The organism is Luteimonas galliterrae, assembly GCF_023374055.1.
In the GTDB taxonomy this organism is placed as follows: Bacteria; Pseudomonadota; Gammaproteobacteria; order Xanthomonadales; family Xanthomonadaceae; genus Luteimonas_C; species Luteimonas_C galliterrae.
The window spans coordinates 1,540,011-1,559,322 of sequence record NZ_JAMBEP010000001.1; the positions used below are offsets into that span (position 1 = coordinate 1,540,011).

The 19,312-nt window shown below is 65.9% G+C and carries 18 protein-coding genes; 11 read left to right on the forward strand and 7 right to left on the reverse strand.

Annotation, left to right across the window (positions count from 1 at the left end; all coding sequences use genetic code 11):
- Positions 1–663: 663 nt before the first annotated feature.
- The 4 genes from M2650_RS07205 to M2650_RS07220 all read left to right on the forward strand — a co-directional run bounded on the left by M2650_RS07205 (position 664) and on the right by M2650_RS07220 (position 5,870).
- On the forward strand, positions 664–3,717 hold the full coding sequence (locus tag M2650_RS07205) for a TonB-dependent receptor (RefSeq protein WP_249472861.1): 3,054 nt from the start codon (positions 664–666) through the stop codon (positions 3,715–3,717).
- A 148-nt stretch (positions 3,718–3,865) separates the two neighbouring features.
- Positions 3,866–4,351, forward strand: a complete 486-nt coding sequence (locus tag M2650_RS07210; protein WP_249472862.1) for a hypothetical protein — start codon at positions 3,866–3,868, stop codon at positions 4,349–4,351.
- 61 nt (positions 4,352–4,412) lie between these two features.
- The gene (locus M2650_RS07215) at positions 4,413–5,183 is read left to right on the forward strand and encodes a DoxX family protein (protein WP_249472864.1); all 771 of its coding nucleotides are present in this window, start codon (positions 4,413–4,415) and stop codon (positions 5,181–5,183) included.
- Between the two features lie 216 nt (positions 5,184–5,399).
- Positions 5,400–5,870, forward strand: a complete 471-nt coding sequence (locus tag M2650_RS07220; protein WP_249472866.1) for a hypothetical protein — start codon at positions 5,400–5,402, stop codon at positions 5,868–5,870.
- A gap of 23 nt (positions 5,871–5,893) precedes the next feature.
- On the opposite strand, the gene M2650_RS07225 is transcribed toward M2650_RS07220, so the two are convergent.
- Positions 5,894–7,300, reverse strand: coding sequence for an NAD(P)(+) transhydrogenase (Re/Si-specific) subunit beta (locus M2650_RS07225; protein ID WP_249472868.1), 1,407 nt, complete (start codon positions 7,298–7,300; stop codon positions 5,894–5,896).
- A complete protein-coding gene (locus M2650_RS07230; protein ID WP_249472870.1) occupies positions 7,300–7,596 on the reverse strand; it encodes an NAD(P) transhydrogenase subunit alpha part 2 in 297 nt (98 codons plus the stop codon). The genes M2650_RS07225 and M2650_RS07230 overlap by 1 nt, the downstream gene beginning before the upstream one ends.
- 135 nt (positions 7,597–7,731) lie before the next feature.
- On the opposite strand from M2650_RS07230, the gene M2650_RS07235 reads away from it, so the two are divergent.
- From M2650_RS07235 to M2650_RS07250, 4 genes are all read left to right on the forward strand, one after another.
- Entirely contained in the window at positions 7,732–8,073 is a 342-nt protein-coding gene (locus M2650_RS07235; RefSeq protein WP_249472872.1) for a hypothetical protein, read from the forward strand.
- A gap of 127 nt (positions 8,074–8,200) precedes the next feature.
- Positions 8,201–8,761: an RNA polymerase sigma factor gene (locus tag M2650_RS07240; protein WP_249474278.1), complete on the forward strand. Its 561-nt coding sequence runs from the start codon at positions 8,201–8,203 to the stop codon at positions 8,759–8,761.
- Positions 8,758–9,126: a hypothetical protein gene (locus tag M2650_RS07245; protein ID WP_249472874.1), complete on the forward strand. Its 369-nt coding sequence runs from the start codon at positions 8,758–8,760 to the stop codon at positions 9,124–9,126. Before M2650_RS07240 ends, M2650_RS07245 begins: the two co-directional genes overlap by 4 nt.
- A gap of 5 nt (positions 9,127–9,131) precedes the next feature.
- On the forward strand, positions 9,132–9,560 hold the full coding sequence (locus M2650_RS07250) for a DUF3106 domain-containing protein (RefSeq protein WP_249472876.1): 429 nt from the start codon (positions 9,132–9,134) through the stop codon (positions 9,558–9,560).
- A gap of 903 nt (positions 9,561–10,463) precedes the next feature.
- On the opposite strand, the gene M2650_RS07255 is transcribed toward M2650_RS07250, so the two are convergent.
- Complete coding sequence (locus tag M2650_RS07255; RefSeq protein WP_249472878.1) at positions 10,464–11,561, reverse strand: NAD(P) transhydrogenase subunit alpha; 1,098 nt, start codon at positions 11,559–11,561, stop codon at positions 10,464–10,466.
- A 275-nt stretch (positions 11,562–11,836) separates the two neighbouring features.
- On the reverse strand, positions 11,837–14,146 hold the full coding sequence (locus tag M2650_RS07260) for a DUF1631 family protein (RefSeq protein WP_249472880.1): 2,310 nt from the start codon (positions 14,144–14,146) through the stop codon (positions 11,837–11,839).
- Between the two features lie 90 nt (positions 14,147–14,236).
- On the opposite strand from M2650_RS07260, the gene M2650_RS07265 reads away from it, so the two are divergent.
- The 3 genes from M2650_RS07265 to M2650_RS07275 are packed head-to-tail and all read left to right on the forward strand — an operon-like array spanning position 14,237 to position 16,302.
- A complete protein-coding gene (locus tag M2650_RS07265; RefSeq protein ID WP_249472882.1) occupies positions 14,237–14,812 on the forward strand; it encodes a nitroreductase family protein in 576 nt (191 codons plus the stop codon).
- The gene (locus tag M2650_RS07270; protein ID WP_249472884.1) at positions 14,809–15,732 is read left to right on the forward strand and encodes a 5'-3' exonuclease; all 924 of its coding nucleotides are present in this window, start codon (positions 14,809–14,811) and stop codon (positions 15,730–15,732) included. The genes M2650_RS07265 and M2650_RS07270 overlap by 4 nt, the downstream gene beginning before the upstream one ends.
- Positions 15,733–15,741: 9 nt before the next feature.
- Complete coding sequence (locus M2650_RS07275; RefSeq protein WP_249472886.1) at positions 15,742–16,302, forward strand: NUDIX hydrolase; 561 nt, start codon at positions 15,742–15,744, stop codon at positions 16,300–16,302.
- Positions 16,303–17,096: 794 nt separating this feature from the next.
- Here the strand turns inward: M2650_RS07275 and M2650_RS07280 are convergent.
- From M2650_RS07280 to prmC, 3 genes are all read right to left on the reverse strand, one after another.
- Complete coding sequence (locus tag M2650_RS07280; RefSeq protein WP_425602509.1) at positions 17,097–17,384, reverse strand: alkylphosphonate utilization protein; 288 nt, start codon at positions 17,382–17,384, stop codon at positions 17,097–17,099.
- Positions 17,344–18,285, reverse strand: coding sequence for a prolyl aminopeptidase (pip, locus tag M2650_RS07285; RefSeq protein WP_249472888.1), 942 nt, complete (start codon positions 18,283–18,285; stop codon positions 17,344–17,346). The genes M2650_RS07280 and pip overlap by 41 nt, the downstream gene beginning before the upstream one ends.
- 135 nt (positions 18,286–18,420) lie before the next feature.
- On the reverse strand, positions 18,421–19,257 hold the full coding sequence (gene prmC / locus M2650_RS07290) for a peptide chain release factor N(5)-glutamine methyltransferase (protein WP_249472890.1): 837 nt from the start codon (positions 19,255–19,257) through the stop codon (positions 18,421–18,423).
- Between the last annotated feature and the right edge of the window lie 55 nt (positions 19,258–19,312).

Sequence of the window (19,312 nt, forward strand, 5' to 3'; positions counted from 1 at the left end):
CTAGGAGTATTTCTGGTCGATCGCCCCGAATCAAAATGTCGAAGCGACGGAGGAATCACGAGAGCCGGTGAGAAGGGCCAAGAACACGGGGGAGCCCCATCGCCGGGATCCCTTCCAAAGGCCCTTTTTCTTTGGTTACTGTTCTTTTTGGGCCCCACAAAAAGAAAGTCACTCGGCCGCGGTTTGAGCGGACGAAACCTCGGCCTGAAAGGCCGGCAGGTCGCGACAACCCCAAGCAAAGGCAGCGGAGCAAGCTCCGCTCTACAGAGCCAAAGCAAATCTCCCTCGGTCCCTCTTTTCAAAGAGGGGAGACAAGCCGAGGCGCTGGATCTCCGTCTTCGCGGAATGACGGCTATTCGCGTATCCGGCATGTGGCGTACGTGTGCCCGCGTCGCATTCGGCGACCTGCGCGTGTGAGCTATTCCACGCATTCGTGAATTGGTTCCTCTCCACGAAGCGCAAGTGGCTCTGGCTGCGCCGGTCGCGCGTCACTAATTTTTAACGCGTCACGCGACCGGCAAGCGCATCGCGCCGCCCGCATTCGCAAACGCAACTCGCTTGCGGCACGCGGCCACCGAAGCGCCCGCTCGGCCGAATTCCTTCGTGCATGGGCCCGTGACGGCATTGCATACACATCCACCGATTCCGGGGAGAACTTGCGACATGTCACAACATCATCGACAAATATTCCGCCGCAGCGCGCTGGGTCTGGCGCTGGGCCTGTGCTTCACCGGCGGCGTGCAGGCGCAAACCAATACCGCGGGCGCGGTCACCGGCCGCGCCGTCGCCGGCGACACCATTACCATCGAGAACCCGGCCACCGGCTTTTCGCGCACCATCACCGTGGGCGGCGACGGCAGCTATCGCCTGTCGCAAGTTCCGATCGGCCAATACACGGTAACGCGCAAAGGCACGGACGGCTCGACCAGCACCCGCAATGCCAGCGTCAGCGTCGGCACGTCCGCCAACGTGAGCTTCGTCAGCGCCAGCGGCGATGCGCAGACCCTGGACACGGTCACGGTGATCGGCACCGGCGCGATCAACCCGATCGACGTCTCCTCGGTCGAGTCGACCACCATCCTCACCGCCGAACAGATCGCCAAGATCCCGGTGCAACGCGACGCCACCAGCGTAGCGCTGCTGGCGCCGGGTACCGTGCGCGGCGACGCCGCATTCGGCAACCTGGCTTCGTTCGGCGGTTCGTCGGTCGCCGAGAACCAGTACTACGTCAACGGATTCAACATCACCAACACGTTCCAGAACCTCAATTTCGCCCAAATACCGTTCGAAGCTGTCGCCGAACAACAGGTCAAGACCGGCGGCTACGGCGCCGAGTTCGGCCGTTCGCTGGGCGGGGTGATCAACATGATCACCAAGCGCGGCACCAACGAATTCCACGCTGGCGGCAACATCTTTTGGGAACCCGAGGACCTGCGCGAGGACGGGAAATCCGTCTACATGACCGACGGCACCCTGTTCGAGGACAACAGCAAGGACAGCCAGTGGCAGGCGGTGGCTTCGGTGTGGGCCAGCGGCGCCCTGATCAAGGACAAGCTGTTCGCCTACGGCCTGGTGTCGTTCGGACGGCGCGAGAACGAAACGTTCAACAACAACCAGATCCTCACCAACAACAGCGCCAGGACGGAAACGCCGAACTGGTTGCTGAAGATGGACTGGAACGTCACCGACGACCATTTGCTGGAACTGACCGCGTTCTCCGACAAACAGGAAACCGATAGCGACATCTTCCTCAACGACGAAGGCGTGCTCAACCGCAAGGATTTCCTCGGCACGGCCTTCACCGAGCAGGGCGGCGACAACTACGTGCTGAAATACACGGGCTACCTGACCGACAACTTCACCCTGTCGGCATTGGCCGGCCACAGCGTGTTCTCGCGCGCGCAGCGCCTGCGCACGGCGGGCGGGCTCGACGTTTCCTATGGGGGCGACATCAACGTGCCCGCCAGCGGCTGCCCGAACATCGTCGATCTGCGCCCCGGCTACCGCCAAGCCATCGACGGCACGCGCGCCAGCACCTGCAACCTGACCGGCGCCAACATCACCCGCCGCGACGCGGAGGACACCCGCGACCAGTACCGGATCGATGCCGAGTGGCAGCTGGGCGATCACCTGCTGCGCTTCGGCGTGGACGTGGACGATTTCGAGTCGGTCGACGGCGGGTCTTTCGAAGGCGGCCGCATCTTCAGCTACCGGACCGACAACGGCCCCGACGATGAACCCAATACCGGCGACGAGGTCGACTTCGTCCGCGAACAGATCGTCAACCAAGGCGCGGTAGTCAAGGTCGAGCAGAAAGCCTATTACATCCAGGACAGCTGGAACGTCACCGACAACTTCATCGCCTATCTCGGCGCGCGCTGGGACAGCTTCGAGAACCTCAACGGGCAGGGACAGAGCTACGTCGAGATCAAGGACCAATTCGGTCCGCGCCTGGGCTTTTCGTGGGACGTGAACGGCGATTCCACTTTCAAGGTGTTCGGCAATGCCGGCCGCTACGCGCTGCCGCTGACGGCGACCGTGGCCGTGCGAGGCGCGAGCGCTTCGTTGTTCACGCGCCAGGAATTCTTCTACACCGGGTTCGATCCTGTGACCGGCGCGCCGACCGGCATGACCGACATCTCCGACGGCTCGGCGCCCGGCGAGCGCGGGCCGACCAGTTCTTTCCGCTACGTCAACGGCGAATTCGGCACCGCCAAGAATCCGCAGACGATCGCGGCGAAGAACCTGGATCCGATGTACCAGGACGAGTACATCCTGGGCTTCCAGAAAGCGTTGAACGACAATTTCGCGATCGGCATCCGCGCCATCTTCCGCGACCTGAAGGCCGCGATCGACGACAACTGCGACTACACCGCCATCCTGACCACCGAAGGCTTCGAACAGCAGGACGACGGCCGCTGGCTGGGCCCGGACGGACGATTCGCCGCGCTTCCGAATTCCGGCTTCCCCTATTGCCGCATCTTCAATCCCGGCGCGGACGCGGTGTTCCTGACCGATCTGTACGGCGACGGCAACCTGAAGGAAACCACGGTGCCCGGCGCGTTGCTCAGCCCGAAGGCCAAGCGCACGTACTCCGCCTTGGAGATCTTCTTCGACGGCAAGTGGGACAAGCTGTTCTTGCAAGGCTCGTACACCTACGCCAAGAGCAAAGGCAACACCGAAGGCGGCGTCAAATCGGATATCGGCCAGGCCGACACCAATGTCACGCAGGACTTCGACTACAAGGAGCTTGCGGTCGACAGCTACGGTTACCTGCCCAACGACCGGCGCCACAGCCTGAAGCTGTTCGGCAACTACGAGATCACCGACGAATGGTCGGTGGGCGCGAACCTGATCGTGCAGTCCGGCCGCCCGAAGAACTGCCTGGGCGTGCTGTCGCCTTGGCCCAGCCCGACCGGCACGCACCCATACGGTTCGTCGTTCTTCCGTTGCAACGGCGTCCCGACGCCGCGCGGCACGGAAGGCCGCCTGCCGTGGACGCGCACGTTCGACTTGAATGTGGCCTATCGTCCGAACTTCGCCGAAGGGCTGCAGTTCAAGGTAGACATTTTCAATGTCTTCAACTCGCGCGAGGTGACCTCGGTGAACGAGCAGGTCGAGGACGCTTCTTCCGGCGCGCGCCTGGATCTGGCTTTCCTGCCGCTGTCGTTCCAAGCGCCGCGGACGGTCCGCTTCATGGTGCAGTACGACTTCTGATCGAGGAAAGAGAAGAGCATCATTCATGATGCCATTGTGGTAACCCCCGGACCTCCCGCAGCCGACCGACCTGTCGGCTGCGGGGCTTTTTTGCCGCGGCGGGGTTGGTATCCTCGCCACCGGCCGCAACCCCGCCTGGAGAATTGCGATGAACGCCGACGTACTGCCCCGCGCCGGATCGCGAGGCCCGCTGTCCGCATTGCTGATGGGCGGAATCGTCCTGGGCACGCTCGATATCGCCTTCGCATACGCCTTCTGGATTTCCAAGGGCGCGACCGTCGCGGGAATCTTCCGCTCCATCGCTGCCGGCGTGCTCGGCGACGCGAGCCGGCAGGGCGGCGCCGCCGCGGCGTGGCTCGGCGCCGGGCTGCATTACTTCATCGCCACGATGATGGTGGCCGCGTATTACCTGGCTGCGCGCACGTATCCCGCCTTGGTCCAGCGGCCGGTCGCGTTCGGCTTGCCCTATGGCCTGGTGCTGTACGCGGCGATGAATTTCGTGGTGTTGCCGCTGTCCGCCGCGGGCATGGCCAAGTTCGACAACGCGGCGTGGATCGCCAGCAGCATCTTCATGCATGCGGTGTTCGGCGTCATCTGCGCCGTATTCGCGCGCAAGGCGCTGGCCGCGAGGTGATGCGCCCGGACGCGATGCGCCTGCCTTCGCGCTCCCACCACTTTAGATAGCGGACGCCGCCATGAACCGACTGGGCACTACCGGACGATGGGTTTTCGCGTTGGGCATCGCCGCCATCGGCGCGGTGAGCCTGCTGTTCGGCCAATACGTATCCGCGCTGCAACCGTTGCCCGAGGATCTGCCTGGCCGTGCGGCGATCGCCTTCGCCGGCGGCGCGTCGCTGTTGCTGTGCGGAGCGGGCCTGGCATTCGCCAAAACAGCGCGCGCGGCGGCTCTCGCGCTCGCCTTCCTGCTGCTGGGCGCCTGCCTGGCGATCCATCTGCCGATATTGCTTGCCGGCGTGCGCAACGGCACTTCCTGGGTTCGCCTGTTCGAACCGCTGGCTCTCGCCGGAGCGGCATTGATCGTCGCCGCAAGCCTGCGCGCGACCGCCGTTTCTGCGCGGACGATCGCGATCGGGCGTTGGCTGTTCGCCGTCTCGTTGCCGGTGTTCGCGGCCACCCACTTCATCTATGCCGAATTCGTCGCATCGCTGATACCGGCCTGGATTCCGGCGCGATTGTTCTGGGCCTATTTCACCGGCGCTGCGCACCTCTTCGCCGGATTGGCGATCATGAGCAACGTGCTGGCGCGGCTGGCGGCGACGCTGGCCGGCGCCATGTACGGCTCGTGGGCCGTGATCCTGCACCTGCCGCGGGTCATGGCCGACACCGGCAACCAGGGCGAAATCACCAGCCTGTTCATGGCGGTGGCGTTATGCGGAGCCGCCTGGGTGATCGCCGGCAGCGCCGGCGAGCGCGAAGCGGCATGGCCGGCGCGCTCGAACGCCTGAGCTTTTTCCGAAACGCCTTCGGCTGCGCGCGAATGGCTCCCGCGCGATCCGGGAAAGTGGCGCTGGAGACATTCGCCGCACTGGCTTAGCTTCGGCGCATCGCGCCGTGCGCTTCGGCAACCCTTGCGCCGATCCGCCGGCGAGAACGTTTTCCGCCAAAAGCCACGCACGGCCGGCGTCCGGCTCGCGCGCTTCCCACCCGCGCAGGAGAGCACCATGAGAAACGCCAGCCTCAGCTTGATCGCACTATCCGCCCTAGCCGCGCCGCTGTCGGCGAGCGCCGACGGCGCGCACTGCAAACGCGTCCGCGCCGATCTGGTGGAAGTGTCCGCGACCGCCGGCTGCAAGCCCGGGCACGCGTCGTGCTTCCTGGGCGAAGTGGACGGCAACAACGGCCTCAACGGCACCACGTACTTCAAAAGCGACAGCGGCGGCACGCCGCCGTCGGGGTCGCCCAATTCGTTTCCCTACAGCGGGCCGTTCGAATACCACACCGGCAAGGGCAGCCTGTTCATGCGCGAAACCGGCATCACCGTGCCCGGCGCGGTGACCGCGCACCAGGCGATCGTGGAAGGCACCGGCGATTACGCCGGCGCGACCGGCTATTTCTTCGTCAGCGGCTTGCGTGCCAGCGGCGTCATCACCACCGAGGTCACAGGCGAAATCTGCTATCCGCGCGGACACTGAGCCGCGCAAACGGACGGCGGGGCTTAGTGCCCGCCGTCCAACGCCTTGAGCTCGCTCACCAGCGCCGCGGCCATCTCGGCGCCGTCGCCGTACAGCATGCGCGTGTTGTCGGCGTAGAACAGCGCATTTTCGATGCCGGCGAAACCGGTGCCCTTGCCGCGCTTGATGACGATGGTGTTCTTGGAATCGACCACGTCCAGGATCGGCATGCCGTAGATCGGGCTGGCCGGATCGGTCTTGGCGACGGGATTGACCACGTCGTTGGCGCCGATCACCAGGCTGACGTCGGTGGCGGCGAATTCCGGATTGATGTCGTCCATGTCGGCGATCAGGTCGTAAGGCACGCCCGCCTCGGCCAGCAGCACGTTCATGTGCCCGGGCATGCGGCCGGCGACCGGATGGATCGCGAATTTCACTTTCACGCCGCGCTCGATCAGTTTCTGCGTCAGTTCCCAGATCTTGTGCTGCGCCTGCGCCACCGCCATGCCGTAACCGGGCACGATCACCACGCGCTCGGCGTAGGCCATCATCGCGGCCACGTCGCCGGCCTCGATCGGCTTCTGCGCGCCGGTGATCTCCTGCATTTCGCCGCCGCCGCCGAAATTCGAGAACAGCACGCTCTTGATCGAGCGGTTCATGGCCTTGGCCATCAGCTGGGTCAGCAGCGTACCGGCCGCGCCGACCATCATGCCGGCGATGATCAGCGCCTCGTTCTGCAGCACATAACCTTCGAAAGCCACCGCCAGGCCGGTCAGCGCGTTGTACAGCGAGATCACCACGGGCATGTCGGCGCCGCCGATCGGCAGCGTCATCAGCACGCCGAGCGCGAGCGCGCAGATGAAGAACGCGATGATCGTCGGCACGCCCAGCGAATGGATCACCAGGCCGCCGAGCGCGACCGCGGCCATCGCCACCGCCGCGTTGAAGTATTGCTGGCCCGGAAAGGTGTAGCGCTTGTCCATGCGGCCGTCGAGCTTGGCCCAGGCGATGATCGAACCGGATAGCGACACGGCGCCGATCAGAGCGCCGACGACCGCGAGCACCAAGACCATGGTCGACGGGCCCTGCGACGGCAAAGACGCCTGCGACTCGCCGCTCATGCGCAACAATTCGACGGCACCGATCGCCGCCGCCGACCCGCCGCCCATGCCGTTGTACAGCGCCACCATCTGCGGCATGTCGGTGATGGCGACCTTCTTGCCCGAGATCCACGCCGCGGCGGTGCCGATGACCAATGCGGTGGCGATCAGCGGCAGGTTGTGCAACCCCGGCAGCAGGAAGGTCGCGAAAGTGGCGATCAGCATGCCCGCGCCGGCCCACTGGATGCCGCTGCGTGCGGTCTTGGGCGAGGCCATGCGCTGCAGGCCCAGCAGGAACAGCGTAGCGGCGACCAGATAGCTCGTTTTCACCAGCAGCGGCAGCCAATCCATCACTTGGCCTCCGGCTTCTTGGAGGACTTGAACATCTCCAGCATCCGCTCGGTGACGACATAACCGCCAGCCGCGTTGCCCGCGCCCAGCAGCACCGCGACGAAGCCGATCGCCTTCTCCAACGTGGTGTCCGCGTGTCCCAGCACCACCATCGCACCGATCAGCACGATGCCGTGGATGAAGTTGCTGCCCGACATCAGCGGCGTGTGCAGGATCACCGGCACCCGCGAAATGATCACGTGGCCGGCGATCGCCGCCAGCATGAAGATGTACAGCGCCACAAAGCCGTCGCTCATCGTCGTCTCCCTACCCCGGTCCTCGGCATCATAACCGGGCCGTGAATCCGCCGGTCGCCCTGTCAACCGCAGCCTTGGCCCGGCGTTTCCATCCTCGCAGGCCTGCCCCACCCTGACCGAGAGCAAGGAGAGACCATGAAGACCCTGTTGCTGACCGTCCCGCTGCTGTTGCTTGCGGGCGCCGCGAGCGCCGGCGCCGCCGTGGCAGGCGACTTCGGCGACCGCGTGCAGAACCGCATGGACAACCGCGGCGACCGCATCGACAACCGCCTGGACCACCGTGGCAGCCGCATCGACAATCGGCTGGATCGCCGTTCCGAGCACCAGGAAAACCTGGGCCACGAGCGCCGCGCGATCCACCTGGACAACCGCGGCGACCGCATCGGCAACCGCCTGGATCGCCGTGGCGACATGGCCGACAACCGGCTGGACCGCCGCGGCGAGCGCTACGACCGGCGCTGGGACAGGCGGCATTGAGGCCGGCGGACGTAAGCTTGCCTAGGTGAATGCCGATGTCGGCCAAGTGTCCCTCGCTACGACCGCGTCCATCGCGGCGACGCCTTCCGCTGCGCCGATCGAACGCGTTTCGGGCGAATCGGCTTCGATCGAGCCGGCTTCGATCGAGCCGGCTTCGATCGAGCCGGCTTCGATCGAGCCGGCTTCGATCGAGCAATTCCTGGCCGGCATCGGCAACCGCGCCTTCCGTTTCGCCGAACTCGGGCTGCGCCACCGCGACGACGCGCTGGACGCGGTGCAGGACGCGATGATGAAGATGCTGGCCTATCGCGAGCGCCCGGCGGCGGAATGGACGCCGTTGTTCTGGAGCATCCTGCGCAGCCGCATCGTCGACGCGCAGCGGCGGCGCACGTTCCGGCTGCGCTGGCTGTCGCCGCAAGAGCCGCGCGACGACGACGGCGCGATCGATTGGGCCGACGAAGGGCCGGATCCGCAACGCGCCCACGACGGGCGCGAGGCCTACGGCAAACTCGCGCAAGCTTTGCGGGAGCTGCCGCGCCGGCAGCGCGAGGCGTTCAGCTTGCGCGTGCTGGAGGAATTGAACGTGGCCGACACGGCCAAAGCGATGGGCTGCACCGAGGGCTCGGTGAAAACCCACCTGTCGCGGGCCCGCGAGGCGTTGCAGAAACAACTGGAAGACTGGCGATGAGCGATATCCGAAACAAAGAAGACGCCTTCGATGCCGCGATGCGCGAACGCTATCGCGTGGCCGCCGGCAGCACATCCGTAGCCACGCGCGCGCGGCTGCGACAGGCAAGGCATGCGGCCGCAGCCGGCGAAACGCGCAGGCACGGGTTCTCGTGGCCGCTGCTGTTCGGTGGCGCCGCGGCCGCGGTGTTCGCGATCGCTTTCGGCCTGGGCCTGCGCAAGGAAGCGGCGCTGCCCGCACCCGAAATCGCCGCGTCGGCAGCGTCGGCGGCCGATGACTACGAAACCGCGTCGGCGCTGGAACAGGATCCCGATTTCTATGCCTGGCTCGGTTCGCCCGATGCCGAACTGGTAGCGGTGGAGTAATGGCGATGACGAACAAAGCATATTGGCTGGCGGCAGCGCTCGCACTGGCCGGCCTGGCGAGCGCCGCGCAAGCGCAAGACAGGACGCAATCGATCCCGCTGCCGGCCTGGGAGCAACTGACCCCGGCCCAGCGCGACGAACTGATCGCACCGATGCGCGAACGCTGGAACCGTTCGCCCGAAGATCGGCAGCGCATGTACGACCACGCCAAACGCTGGCGGAGCATGAGCCCGGACGAGCGCCGCGAAGCACGCAAGGGCATGCACCGCTGGGAGAAGATGGATCCGGCCAGGCGCGAACAAGCGCGTGCACTGTTCGAACGCATGCGCACGATGAGTCCCGAGGAGCGCAAGGCCCTACGCGACCAGTGGCATGCGATGACGCCCGAGCAGCGTCAGCAGTGGATCGACAAGAATCCAGCCCGAAAGCCTTAAGCCCGTCACTCCCGCGAAGACGGAACTGCGGAGGCCGAAGGCCGTAGCGAACCTCTGCGTCAGCGGATGGCCCCGAGGGCGAGCGAAGCGAGTAATCCAGCGCCGTGCCCCTGATGCTCTTGCTTTTCGTAGGTGCGAATTCATTCGCACGCTTTTCGGCGTATCAAGAGCGTGCGAATGAATTCGCACCTACATTTGTAGAGCGGAGCTTGCTCCGCTGCCTTCGCTGTTGGGTTCTGGCGATCTGCCGGCCTTCCAGGCCGGGGTTTCGTCCGCTAAAACCGCGGCCGAGTGACTTTCTTTTTGTGGGGCCCAAAAAGAGAAGTAACCAAAGAAAAAGGGCCTTTGGAAGGATCCCGGCGATGGGGCTCCCCCGTATTCTTGGCCATCACTCGCCAGCGCTCGGGATTCCTCCGTCGCTTCGATATTCAGATCCGAGGCGATCGGCCCGAACGCCTCCTTAGCGCCAATCCGCAAAAGACACGTCACCCATACGCTACGAATCAAAATCTAGTGCCTGCGTAAGAAGGTCAGCCACGACGAAAGCAGGTCCGCTGGCGGACTTTCAGGCGCGACGCATCGCACCGCAGTTCAGGCCCTTTCTTGGGTTACTTTCTTTGGGCCAGCAAAGAAAGTGACCCGCGCGCAGCGCGGAAGCCTTTATCCATGGCGCGAGTCGCAGCGCACCTGCGAGGACGCGGGCCTGGGTCCCGGCCTTCGCCGGGATGACGGCTTAAGGGCGAGAGCAAGATGGGTCCCAGCGTTCGCTGGGATGACGGCATGAGAGCGAGCGACTTAAGAGCAAGCGACTTAAGAGCAAGAGCAGCGGAGCAAGCCCCGCTCTACAAAGACGGAGCAAGAGCAGCGGAGCGGCTCCATGGATGACGGGTTTTTACGAGCGGATTAAGCCGCAGGCCGCTCCGGCCAAACCGTCTTGGCCAACAGTTCGTCGCCCCAGTCGAACGCGATCGCGCCGTCCTTGACGAACAAGCTGACGAAATTGAACAGGTTGCGCGCATACATCTCGCTTGCGTGCATGGCGCCGCTGCTGGCCAAGTTCAAAGGCCCGGCGATGGTGACGCCGCCCTGCTCGACGGTTTCGCCGGGCCGGGTGAGCTCGCAATTGCCGCCGGTTTCCGCGGCCAGGTCCACTAGCACGCTGCCCGGCTTCATGCCCGCGACCATCGCCGCACTGACGATCTTCGGCGCCGGACGTCCAGGCACCGCGGCGGTGCAGACGATCACGTCGATGTTCTTGATGTGCTCGCCCAGACGACGCTGCTGTTCGGCGCGCTCCTCGTCGGTGAGCTGGCGCGCATAACCGCCCTCGCCCGCGGCGCTGACGCCCAGGTCCAGGAATTTGCCGCCCAGCGACTCGATCTGCTCGCGCACTTCCGGACGCACGTCGAAGCCCTCGACTTGCGCACCGAGGCGCTTGGCGGTCGCGATGGCCTGCAGGCCGGCCACGCCGGCGCCGATCACCAGCAGTTTCGAAGGACGGATAGTGCCGGCGGCGGTCGTCAGCATCGGGAAGAAACGCGGCGCCAGCTGCGCCGCGATCAGCACGGCCTTGTAACCGGCCATGCCGGCCTGCGAGCTCAGCACGTCCATGGCCTGCGCGCGCGTGGTGCGCGGCAGCTTCTCCAACGGAAAGGCCACGATCTGGCGCGACTGCAGCGCCGCGGCGCGGGCTTCGTCCGCCTGCGGCTGCAGCATGCCCACCAGCGCGGCGCCCGGCTTGAGCGTGCCGATCGCCGCGGCGTCGGGCGGCTGCACGCAAAGCACCAGATCGGCGCCGCCGTAGGCGGCGGCGCGGTCGGCGACGATCTGCGCGCCTGCATCCGCATAGGCCTGGTCGGTGAAATGCGCGCCAGTGCCGGCGCCGCGTTCGACGTGCACCATGGCGCCGGCCGCGATCAGCTTCTTGCAGGTTTCCGGCGTGGCCGCAACGCGCTTCTCGCCCGGCGCCGTTTCGCGCGCAACGCCTATGGTGACTGCCATGCCTGCCCCGCCGCGGTGGATAGTCGGGCAATCCTAGCAAAAGCGCCGACTGACGGAGCTGCGGGTCTTTGGCCGCGGCTAGTGGGTCAACAAATAAAAGGCCCGACGGGCTCAGAACCGATCGGACGGCCGGCAGGTGGCGACGTCAACCGCATGATCAAGATGGGTCCCAGCTTTCGCTGGGATGACGGTTCAAAGGCGCTGGATCCCGGCGTACGCCGGGATGACGAATCGAGAAGTATCCGCCGCCGCAACGCGTTGCGCGAATGCTGCGTTCAAGCCGCGCGCTGGAGGTGCTTCCAGACCTGTTTCATCGCCCCTTCGAACGGCGCGTCCGGCAAACCCACGATCAACCGGCCGGCTTGCGCCAGCAACGCCAGTTGTTCGGCCGTAGCGACCAGCTCTCGCACGCCGCGGCGGTTGACGATCAGGAAACGCGACGTCAACGGACTGATCCATGCGACTTTCAGCGCACGCTCGAAACCTTCGTCGTCGATCAGCCGCACCCAGTCGCCGAGCGACAGGCGGCGCATCGCGGACAAGGCGTCCTGGTTGACCTGGCGCTGCGAGGTATTGTCGATCAGCCGCAGTGCGGGCTCCGCTTCGACCGTTTCCAAGGCCGGCACCGGCACAGGCGTCACGACCGAGCGCGGCACGTCCGGCCACGCCAGCGCACGCACCAGGCGCGCGATCGCCTCGTCCGCGGCGCTCGCATCCAGGCCCGAACTGGCCAGGCAGTCGCGCAGCAGCGGCATCAGCAGCAGCAGGCGGTCGGCGATCACCGCGCCCTGCGCCGAGCCGGCGGCGATGTCGATCTCCACCAGCGCCTGCCCCAGATTCATCGCCCCGATATGGCGCGCCGAATCGACGCCATCGCGCAGCAGCGTCTGCACCACATGATGCTGCCAGTGCTCGCTCATGAACTGCCGCACCGGCGCGGTGAGCTTGTAGTCGCGCACGCACTGCGCCAGGGCTTCGGCGGCGTCCTGGCGCGCCTGCATCAGGCGCTCGCGGCCGAAAGCCGCTTCGGCGGCGCGGCGCTCGGCCAGCTCGATGCGGCGCCGCTGCTGCACCACCAGTTCGTTCAATTCGGAAGCGGCCAGCTCGAAGACGCTCAGGTCTTCCTGATATTCGGCGATGACGCGCTCGACCGCTTGCTGCGCCTTGTCGAGCAGTTCGCGATCGTGCGGACTGGCGCCGCGATTGCTCTCGCAGGCCTCGGTCAGCACGTCCAACAAGCGGCGTGCCGGATGCAGCGGCTGCACGAACAGGCTGTCGTCGTGCAGCGCCAGCTTGAGATACGGCAGCACCAGGCGGCCGAGCAGGCCGCGGCCTTCTTCCCACAAACGGTGCACGTCGCAGATCGCTTCGAACAGCAGGCCGATCAGGTCGATCGCATCCTGTTCTTCCGGGCTCAGGCTGGTGTATTGCGGGTCCAGGCCGAGCTTGCGCGCGCCTTCCAGCATTTCTTCGCGCAGCGCCGCCTGCAGGCGGCCGCCGCCATGCGCCAACGCTTCGGCGAATTGGCTGGTGTCTTCGCCCTGCAACAGGCTCGCGACGCTGCGCAACTCGTCGGTGCGCAACGGCCGGCGTTGCGCGTTGGGCAACGCGTCCATCCCGGCCGTGCGCGGCAATGTGGCATGCGTCGCCATACCCGCCTGCTGCCGCCAGTGATGCAACTGCTCGCGCAGCAGGCCCAGTTCGCGCACCAGTTGTTCCGAGGCCACGCCGAGCTGGGCAGGACCGGCGCCCGATGCGGGGCCGGCCGGGGCACCGCCGCCCGCATAGCCAGAAGGCGCGGCGCCCGGATAGCCGGCAGGCGCTGCACCCGTGTAACCGGCAGGCGCGTCCGCGCGCGGCGCGACTTGTTCCCACATCGCCTCGGCGGGCGCCGCGGGCGCGGGCGCCGCGACCGGGCGCGAAACCGGCGCGGCGACGAACAGCCCGTAACCGGCCGCGCCCAGCTGGGTATCGACCTGGGTGTAGAAAGCATCGAGCACATGGCTCAATTCGACCTGGTACTGCTTGAACAGCAACTCGCGCAGGCCGTCCGGCACGGCCTGGCCCTGCAGCATCTTGACCAGCAGCTCGGACAGCGTTTCCGGGTCGATCGGCTGCTTGGTATCGCTGACGCCCAGCGACCGCACCAGTGTGGAGAAGCGCGCTTCGGCGCCCAGCAGCGAACGCGCATGCCGCGCCCTGAGCGTAGCGGCGATGCGCTGCGCATCCAGGTGCTGGCCCAGTTCTTCCTCGCTGAGCAGGCTCAGCGCGGTGCGGCCGTACTCGGAGGCGCTGGGCGTAAGCAATTGGTCGAAGCTGTCCGCCAGCAGCTGCCGGTAGCGCATCACCAGCGCCGCCTCGCGCTGCTTGAGCATGCCCAGCGCTTCCTGGTCGGCGCGGCGGGTGCCGGGCGCCTCCAGTTCGATTTCGTGCAGCGCCAGTTCGATCGGCCGCAGCAGGCCGCGGGTGATCCCGCCCAACTGGTCGAGCGCAGTGCGCTTGAGGCTTTCGACCAGGAACGTCGGGGCCTGCCGGGAAGCATGCACCGAAGCGCCTGAGCCGAATTTGTCCAGGGGCAAGGTCATTGGGGGATTCTTCTTACGCGGAGCATCCGTCGTCCGCGTTACGATAATGCCCTATTCCATAGCTAACGTGTCTGTGACGGGTATCGCAAGGTGAATAAAGAAACGCTGGCCGCCCTCGACGCGCGCCGATCGGTCCCGGCCAAGCAGCTCGACGCCCCCGGTCCGGACCACGACACCTTGCTGCGGATGCTGCAGTCGGCCTGCCGTGTGCCCGACCACGGCAAGCGGGTGCCGTTCCGGTTCCTGAGGATCGCCGGGGACGATCGGGCGGCCCTGGGCGAAATACTCGTCGCACGGACGCGTGAGCGGGATCCCGGCGCCGGAGACGCGGCCATCGAGAAGGATCGCGGCCGTTTCTCGCACGCGCCGGTAATCGTGGCGGTGGTCGCCAGGCTCGGTCCCGACGAGAAAATTCCTGAACAGGAACGCTTGCTTTCGGCCGGCTGCGTCTGTTTTGCCCTGCTGCAGGCGGCGCAGGCGCTGGGTTACGGCGCGCAATGGCTGACCGGGTGGCCAGCCTACGATCCGGCGATCCTGCAGGTCCTGGGCCTGGACGCGGACGAAAAGATCGCCGGTTTCATCCACATCGGCACGCCCAGGCTGGAAGCGCCGGAGCGCGAGCGTCCCGACCCGCAGGACCTGCTCAGCGACTGGACCGCGGAATGAACGGCGCGCGGCCGACGCTGTATCTGGTCGACGCCAGCCTGTACGTCTTCCGCGCCTGGCATTCGATGCCCGACGAGTGGCACGACGCCGACGGTTGGCCGCTCAATGCCGTGCACGGCTTCGCCCGCTTCGTGCTGGAGCTGCTGGAACGCGAGCGGCCGCAGCACATCGTGGTGGCCTTCGACGAAGCGCTCGATTCCTGTTTCCGCAACGAGCTTTATCCCGCCTACAAGGCCAACCGCGAACCGGCGCCGGAAGAACTCAAGCGCCAGTTCGCCCATTGCAAGGCGGTCTGCGCCGCATTGGGGCTGGCGACGCTGGCGCATCCCGAATACGAAGCGGACGATTTGATCGGCAGCGCGCTGCACAGCATGCGCGGACAAGGCTTCCGCGGCGTGATCGTGTCTGCGGACAAGGACTTGTCGCAATTGCTCGGCGAGCACGACGAGCAGTTCGATTTCGGCAAGGGGCTGCGTTGGGGCATGGCCGGCGTCAAGGCGCGGCACGGCGTGGATGCGCACCAGATCGCCGATTACCTGGCGCTGGCCGGCGACGCCATCGACAATATTCCCGGCGTCACCGGTATCGGCAGCAAGACGGCCGCGGTGTTGCTGGCGCATTTCGGCAACCTGGATGCGATGCTGGATCGGGTCGAAGAAATCCCTTACCTGCGCATCCGCGGCGCTGCGCAGCTGGCGGTGAAATTGCGCGCCCAGCGCGAACAGGCGCTGCTGTACCGGCGCCTGTCGACCATCGCGCTGGATGCGCCGCTGGGCGAAGCGGTCTCTTTCGCGCGCCGAACGACCGACGCCGCGATCGTGACGGCCTTGTGCGACAACCTGCGCTTCGGCCCGCTCACCCGGCGCCGGTTCCAGGCCGCGGCGGGGCTGGCGGTCGCGTTGTCATCGTCGCCGTCGTAGCATCGGGGCATGGGCGAAGACGTCGAACTTCTTTATCAGGGCGACTGGCTGCGGCTGGTCAAGCGCGGCCATTGGGAATCCTGCGAGCGCACGCACGGCCAGGGCATGGCGGTGATCGTGATCGCGGTGACGCCGGACGACGAGGTGTTGTTCGTCGAACAGTACCGCGTGCCGCTGGGCGCGAAGACCATCGAGATGCCGGCCGGGCTGGTCGGCGACGACCATGCGCACGACACGCTGGAAGCGGCCGCGCGCCGCGAAATCGTCGAGGAAACCGGTTGGGAAGCCGGCAAGATCGAAGTCCTGCTGATCGGCCCCACCTCGTCGGGCATGAGCAACGAGCGCATCGCCTTCGTCCGCGCGCGCGAGCTGAGAAAAGTAGGCGCCGGCGGCGGCGTGGGCAACGAGGACATCACCGTGCACACCGTGCCGCGCCTCGAGGCGCCGGCTTGGCTGATGCAGAAATACCGCGAAGGTTACGAGCTCGATCTCAAGCTCTGGGCCGGCCTGTGGATGATCGAACACAATCCGGACGGCAGCCGCGCCGACGAAGAGCCGTTGATCGTCTAGACCGCCGCTTTGCTCTGTAGAGCGGAGCTTGCTCCGCTGCTTTTGCCCTTGAGCCGTTTGCTCTTGAGCTGTCCGCTCTTAAGCCGTTCGCTCTTAAGCCGTTCGCTCTTAAGCCGTTCGCTCTCAAGCCGTTCGCTCTTTGGCCGTTAGCTCTTTGGCCGTTAGCTCTATGCCGTCATCCCAGCGAACGCTGGGACCCATGTTGCTTTTGCTGTTGCCCCTAAGCCGTCATCCCGGCGCAGGCCGGGATCCAGGCCCGCGTCCTCGCCGCTTGCGCTGCGGCTCGCGCCATGGACAAAGGCTTCCGGGCTGCGCGCGGGTCACTTTCTTTGTTGGCCCAAAGAAAGTAACCCAAGAAAGGGCCTGAACTGCGGTGCGATGCGTCGCAACTAAAAGCCCGCCAGCGGCCTAAGCTTTCGTCGTGGGTGACCTTCTTACGCAGGTACTAGATTTTGATTCGCAGCCTATGGGTGACATGGCTTTTGCGGAGTTCGCTAAGGAGTCGTTCTGATCGATCGCCCCGGATCCAAATGTCGAAGCGACGGAGGAATCCCGAGGGCTAGCGAGCGGTGGCCAAGAGCACGAGGTAACCCCACCGCCGGGATCCCTTCCAAAGGCCCTTTTTCTTTGGTTACTGTTCTTTTTGGGCCCATCAAAAAGAAAGTAACTCGGCCGCGGTTTTAGCGGACGAAACCCCGGCCGGGACGGCCGGCAGGTCGCGAGAACCCACAAGCCAAGGCAGCGGAGCAAGCTCCTTTCTACAAAACCGTCTGTTCCCGATGCGACGGTGTGTGTCAGGCTTTTTTCAGGAACTCGGTTCTGAGCACAAGGCCCTTCACTTTTTCGGCGTTGCACTCGATAAGCGCTTCGTCGTCGGTCAGGCGGATGTTCTTGATCAGCGTTCCGCGCTTCAGGGTGACCGATGTGCCCTTCACTTTCAGGTCCTTGATCAGCGTGACCGAGTCGCCTTCATCGAGAATCGTGCCGTTGCTGTCTTTCGGCTTGGCGGTTTCGTCGGTCATTTCCGTCTCCTGATCGCGGTCATGCGAAGCTATCGGTTGCGCGCACCAGCGCGTCGACATTCTCGGCTTCGAACGCCGAATGGCCCGAAGCGGGCGTGATCTCCAGCTTCGATTTCGGCCAGGCTTTGTGCAGCTCCCACGCGTTCTGGATCGGGCAGACCACATCGTAGCGGCCATGGACGATCACGCCGGGAATGCCGGCGATCCTGTGCGCATCGCGCAGCAACTGGTCTTCGGCTTCGAAAAAGCCGCCATTGACGAAATAATGGTTCTCGATGCGGGCGAAAGCGAGCGCGAACCGCGCGTCCTCATGGCCGCTGACGAAATCGCCGTCCACATGCAGGAAGCTGGTCGCGCCTTCCCATACGCTCCAGGCGCGCGCGGCGGACAGGCGCACCGCCTCGTCCTCGCTGGTCAGGCGGCGATGGAACGCGGAAATAAGATCGTGGCGTTCGACCGGCGGGATCGCGGCCAGATAGTGCTCCCACGCATCTGGAAACAGCCGCGACGCGCCTTCCTGATAGAACCACTCCAGCTCCCATCGCCGCAGCATGAAGATGCCGCGCAGCACCAACTCGGTCGCGCGCTGCGGATGTGCCTGCGCGTAGGCCAGCGCCAGCGTCGAACCCCAGGAACCGCCGAACACCTGCCACCGCTCGATGCCGAGCTTGCTGCGCAGCTTTTCGATGTCGCCGACCAGGTCCCACGTCGTGTTGTTCACCAGATCCGCATGCGGCGTGGAACGGCCGCTGCCGCGCTGGTCGAACAGCACGATCCTGTACTTCTCGGGGTCGTGGAAACGGCGCATCTTGGGACTGCAACCGGCGCCGGGGCCGCCGTGCAGCAGCACGACTGGCTTGCCGTCCGGATTGCCGCATTGTTCGTAGTAAAGCGTATGGCGGTCGTCGACCTTCAGCGTACCGCTGTCGTAGGGTTCGATGTCCGGGTAAAGATCGCGCATGGGCCTGTCCGCAACGTGTAGGGCGCTAGTTTAGCCCGCAGACCTGCTTTTCGTAGGAGCGGCTTTAGCCGCGAGCTTTCACCCACCCACGTACGAACCGAAGAGCTCGCGGCTAAAGCCGCTCCTACAAGGCGGTTAGGACCAGCGGCCGAGAGTCACGCGGTCGCGGCTTTCCAGATCGCGCTCGGTGGCGACATCGACGAAGCCCGCGAGCCGCAACAGGCCGCGCACCGCCTCGCCCTGCTCCCAGCCATGCTCGAGCAGCAGCCAGCCGCCGGGCAGCAGATGCGCGGGCGCAGCACGGACGATGGTGCGGATCGCGTCGAGCCCGTCGCTGCCCGACGCCAGCGCGCTTTCCGGTTCGAAGCGCAGATCGCCCTGCCGCAGGTGCGGGTCGCCGGCGGCGATGTACGGCGGATTGCTGGCGATCAGGTCGAAACGCTCGCCGGCCAGCGGCGACAGCCAGTCGCCGTGGCGGAATTCGACATTGCGGATCCCGTGCGCGCGCGCGTTCGCGCGAGCCACGGCCAGCGCCGCTTCGCTGGCGTCGGTAGCCACTACGCTGGCTTGCGGCCGTTCGCTTGCGATGGCCAGGGCGATCGCGCCGCTGCCGGTGCCGAGGTCGGCCACGCGCACGGAACGATCGGCGGGGATGCGCACCGCCGCCTGCTCCACCAGCAATTCGGTTTCGGGGCGCGGGATGAGCACCGCCGGCGTCGTTTCGAGGTCCAAAGTCCAGAACCCGCGTCGGCCGAGCAGATAAGCGACCGGCTCGCCCTGCTCGCGGCGGGCGATCAGCGATTCGAAACGGGACGCCGCGTCGGCAGGCACCGGATCGGCGGCATGCGCGAACAGCCAAGCGCGGTCGCGGCGCTGCAATGCATGCAGCAACAGCAGCTCCGCATCCTCGGCCGCGATGCGTCCGCGCGCAGCGCGCAGCGCATGCTCGAGCGTGGGTGCGGTGCCGGCCATCGGACTATCTTAACGGCATGCGGCTCGCCTGCCGTCGCCTGCTCTTCGTAGGAGC

Coding starts and splice junctions, on each gene's coding strand:
- M2650_RS07205 (WP_249472861.1), top strand. CDS start 664: ATGTCACAACATCATCGACAAATATTCCGCCGCAGCGCGCTGGGTCTG.
- M2650_RS07210 (WP_249472862.1), top strand. CDS start 3,866: ATGAACGCCGACGTACTGCCCCGCGCCGGATCGCGAGGCCCGCTGTCC.
- M2650_RS07215 (WP_249472864.1), top strand. CDS start 4,413: ATGAACCGACTGGGCACTACCGGACGATGGGTTTTCGCGTTGGGCATC.
- M2650_RS07220 (WP_249472866.1), top strand. CDS start 5,400: ATGAGAAACGCCAGCCTCAGCTTGATCGCACTATCCGCCCTAGCCGCG.
- M2650_RS07225 (WP_249472868.1), bottom strand. CDS start 7,300: ATGGATTGGCTGCCGCTGCTGGTGAAAACGAGCTATCTGGTCGCCGCT.
- M2650_RS07230 (WP_249472870.1), bottom strand. CDS start 7,596: ATGAGCGACGGCTTTGTGGCGCTGTACATCTTCATGCTGGCGGCGATC.
- M2650_RS07235 (WP_249472872.1), top strand. CDS start 7,732: ATGAAGACCCTGTTGCTGACCGTCCCGCTGCTGTTGCTTGCGGGCGCC.
- M2650_RS07245 (WP_249472874.1), top strand. CDS start 8,758: ATGAGCGATATCCGAAACAAAGAAGACGCCTTCGATGCCGCGATGCGC.
- M2650_RS07250 (WP_249472876.1), top strand. CDS start 9,132: ATGACGAACAAAGCATATTGGCTGGCGGCAGCGCTCGCACTGGCCGGC.
- M2650_RS07255 (WP_249472878.1), bottom strand. CDS start 11,561: ATGGCAGTCACCATAGGCGTTGCGCGCGAAACGGCGCCGGGCGAGAAG.
- M2650_RS07260 (WP_249472880.1), bottom strand. CDS start 14,146: ATGACCTTGCCCCTGGACAAATTCGGCTCAGGCGCTTCGGTGCATGCT.
- M2650_RS07270 (WP_249472884.1), top strand. CDS start 14,809: ATGAACGGCGCGCGGCCGACGCTGTATCTGGTCGACGCCAGCCTGTAC.
- M2650_RS07275 (WP_249472886.1), top strand. CDS start 15,742: ATGGGCGAAGACGTCGAACTTCTTTATCAGGGCGACTGGCTGCGGCTG.
- M2650_RS07280 (WP_425602509.1), bottom strand. CDS start 17,384: ATGTCGACGCGCTGGTGCGCGCAACCGATAGCTTCGCATGACCGCGAT.
- pip (WP_249472888.1), bottom strand. CDS start 18,285: ATGCGCGATCTTTACCCGGACATCGAACCCTACGACAGCGGTACGCTG.
- prmC (WP_249472890.1), bottom strand. CDS start 19,257: ATGGCCGGCACCGCACCCACGCTCGAGCATGCGCTGCGCGCTGCGCGC.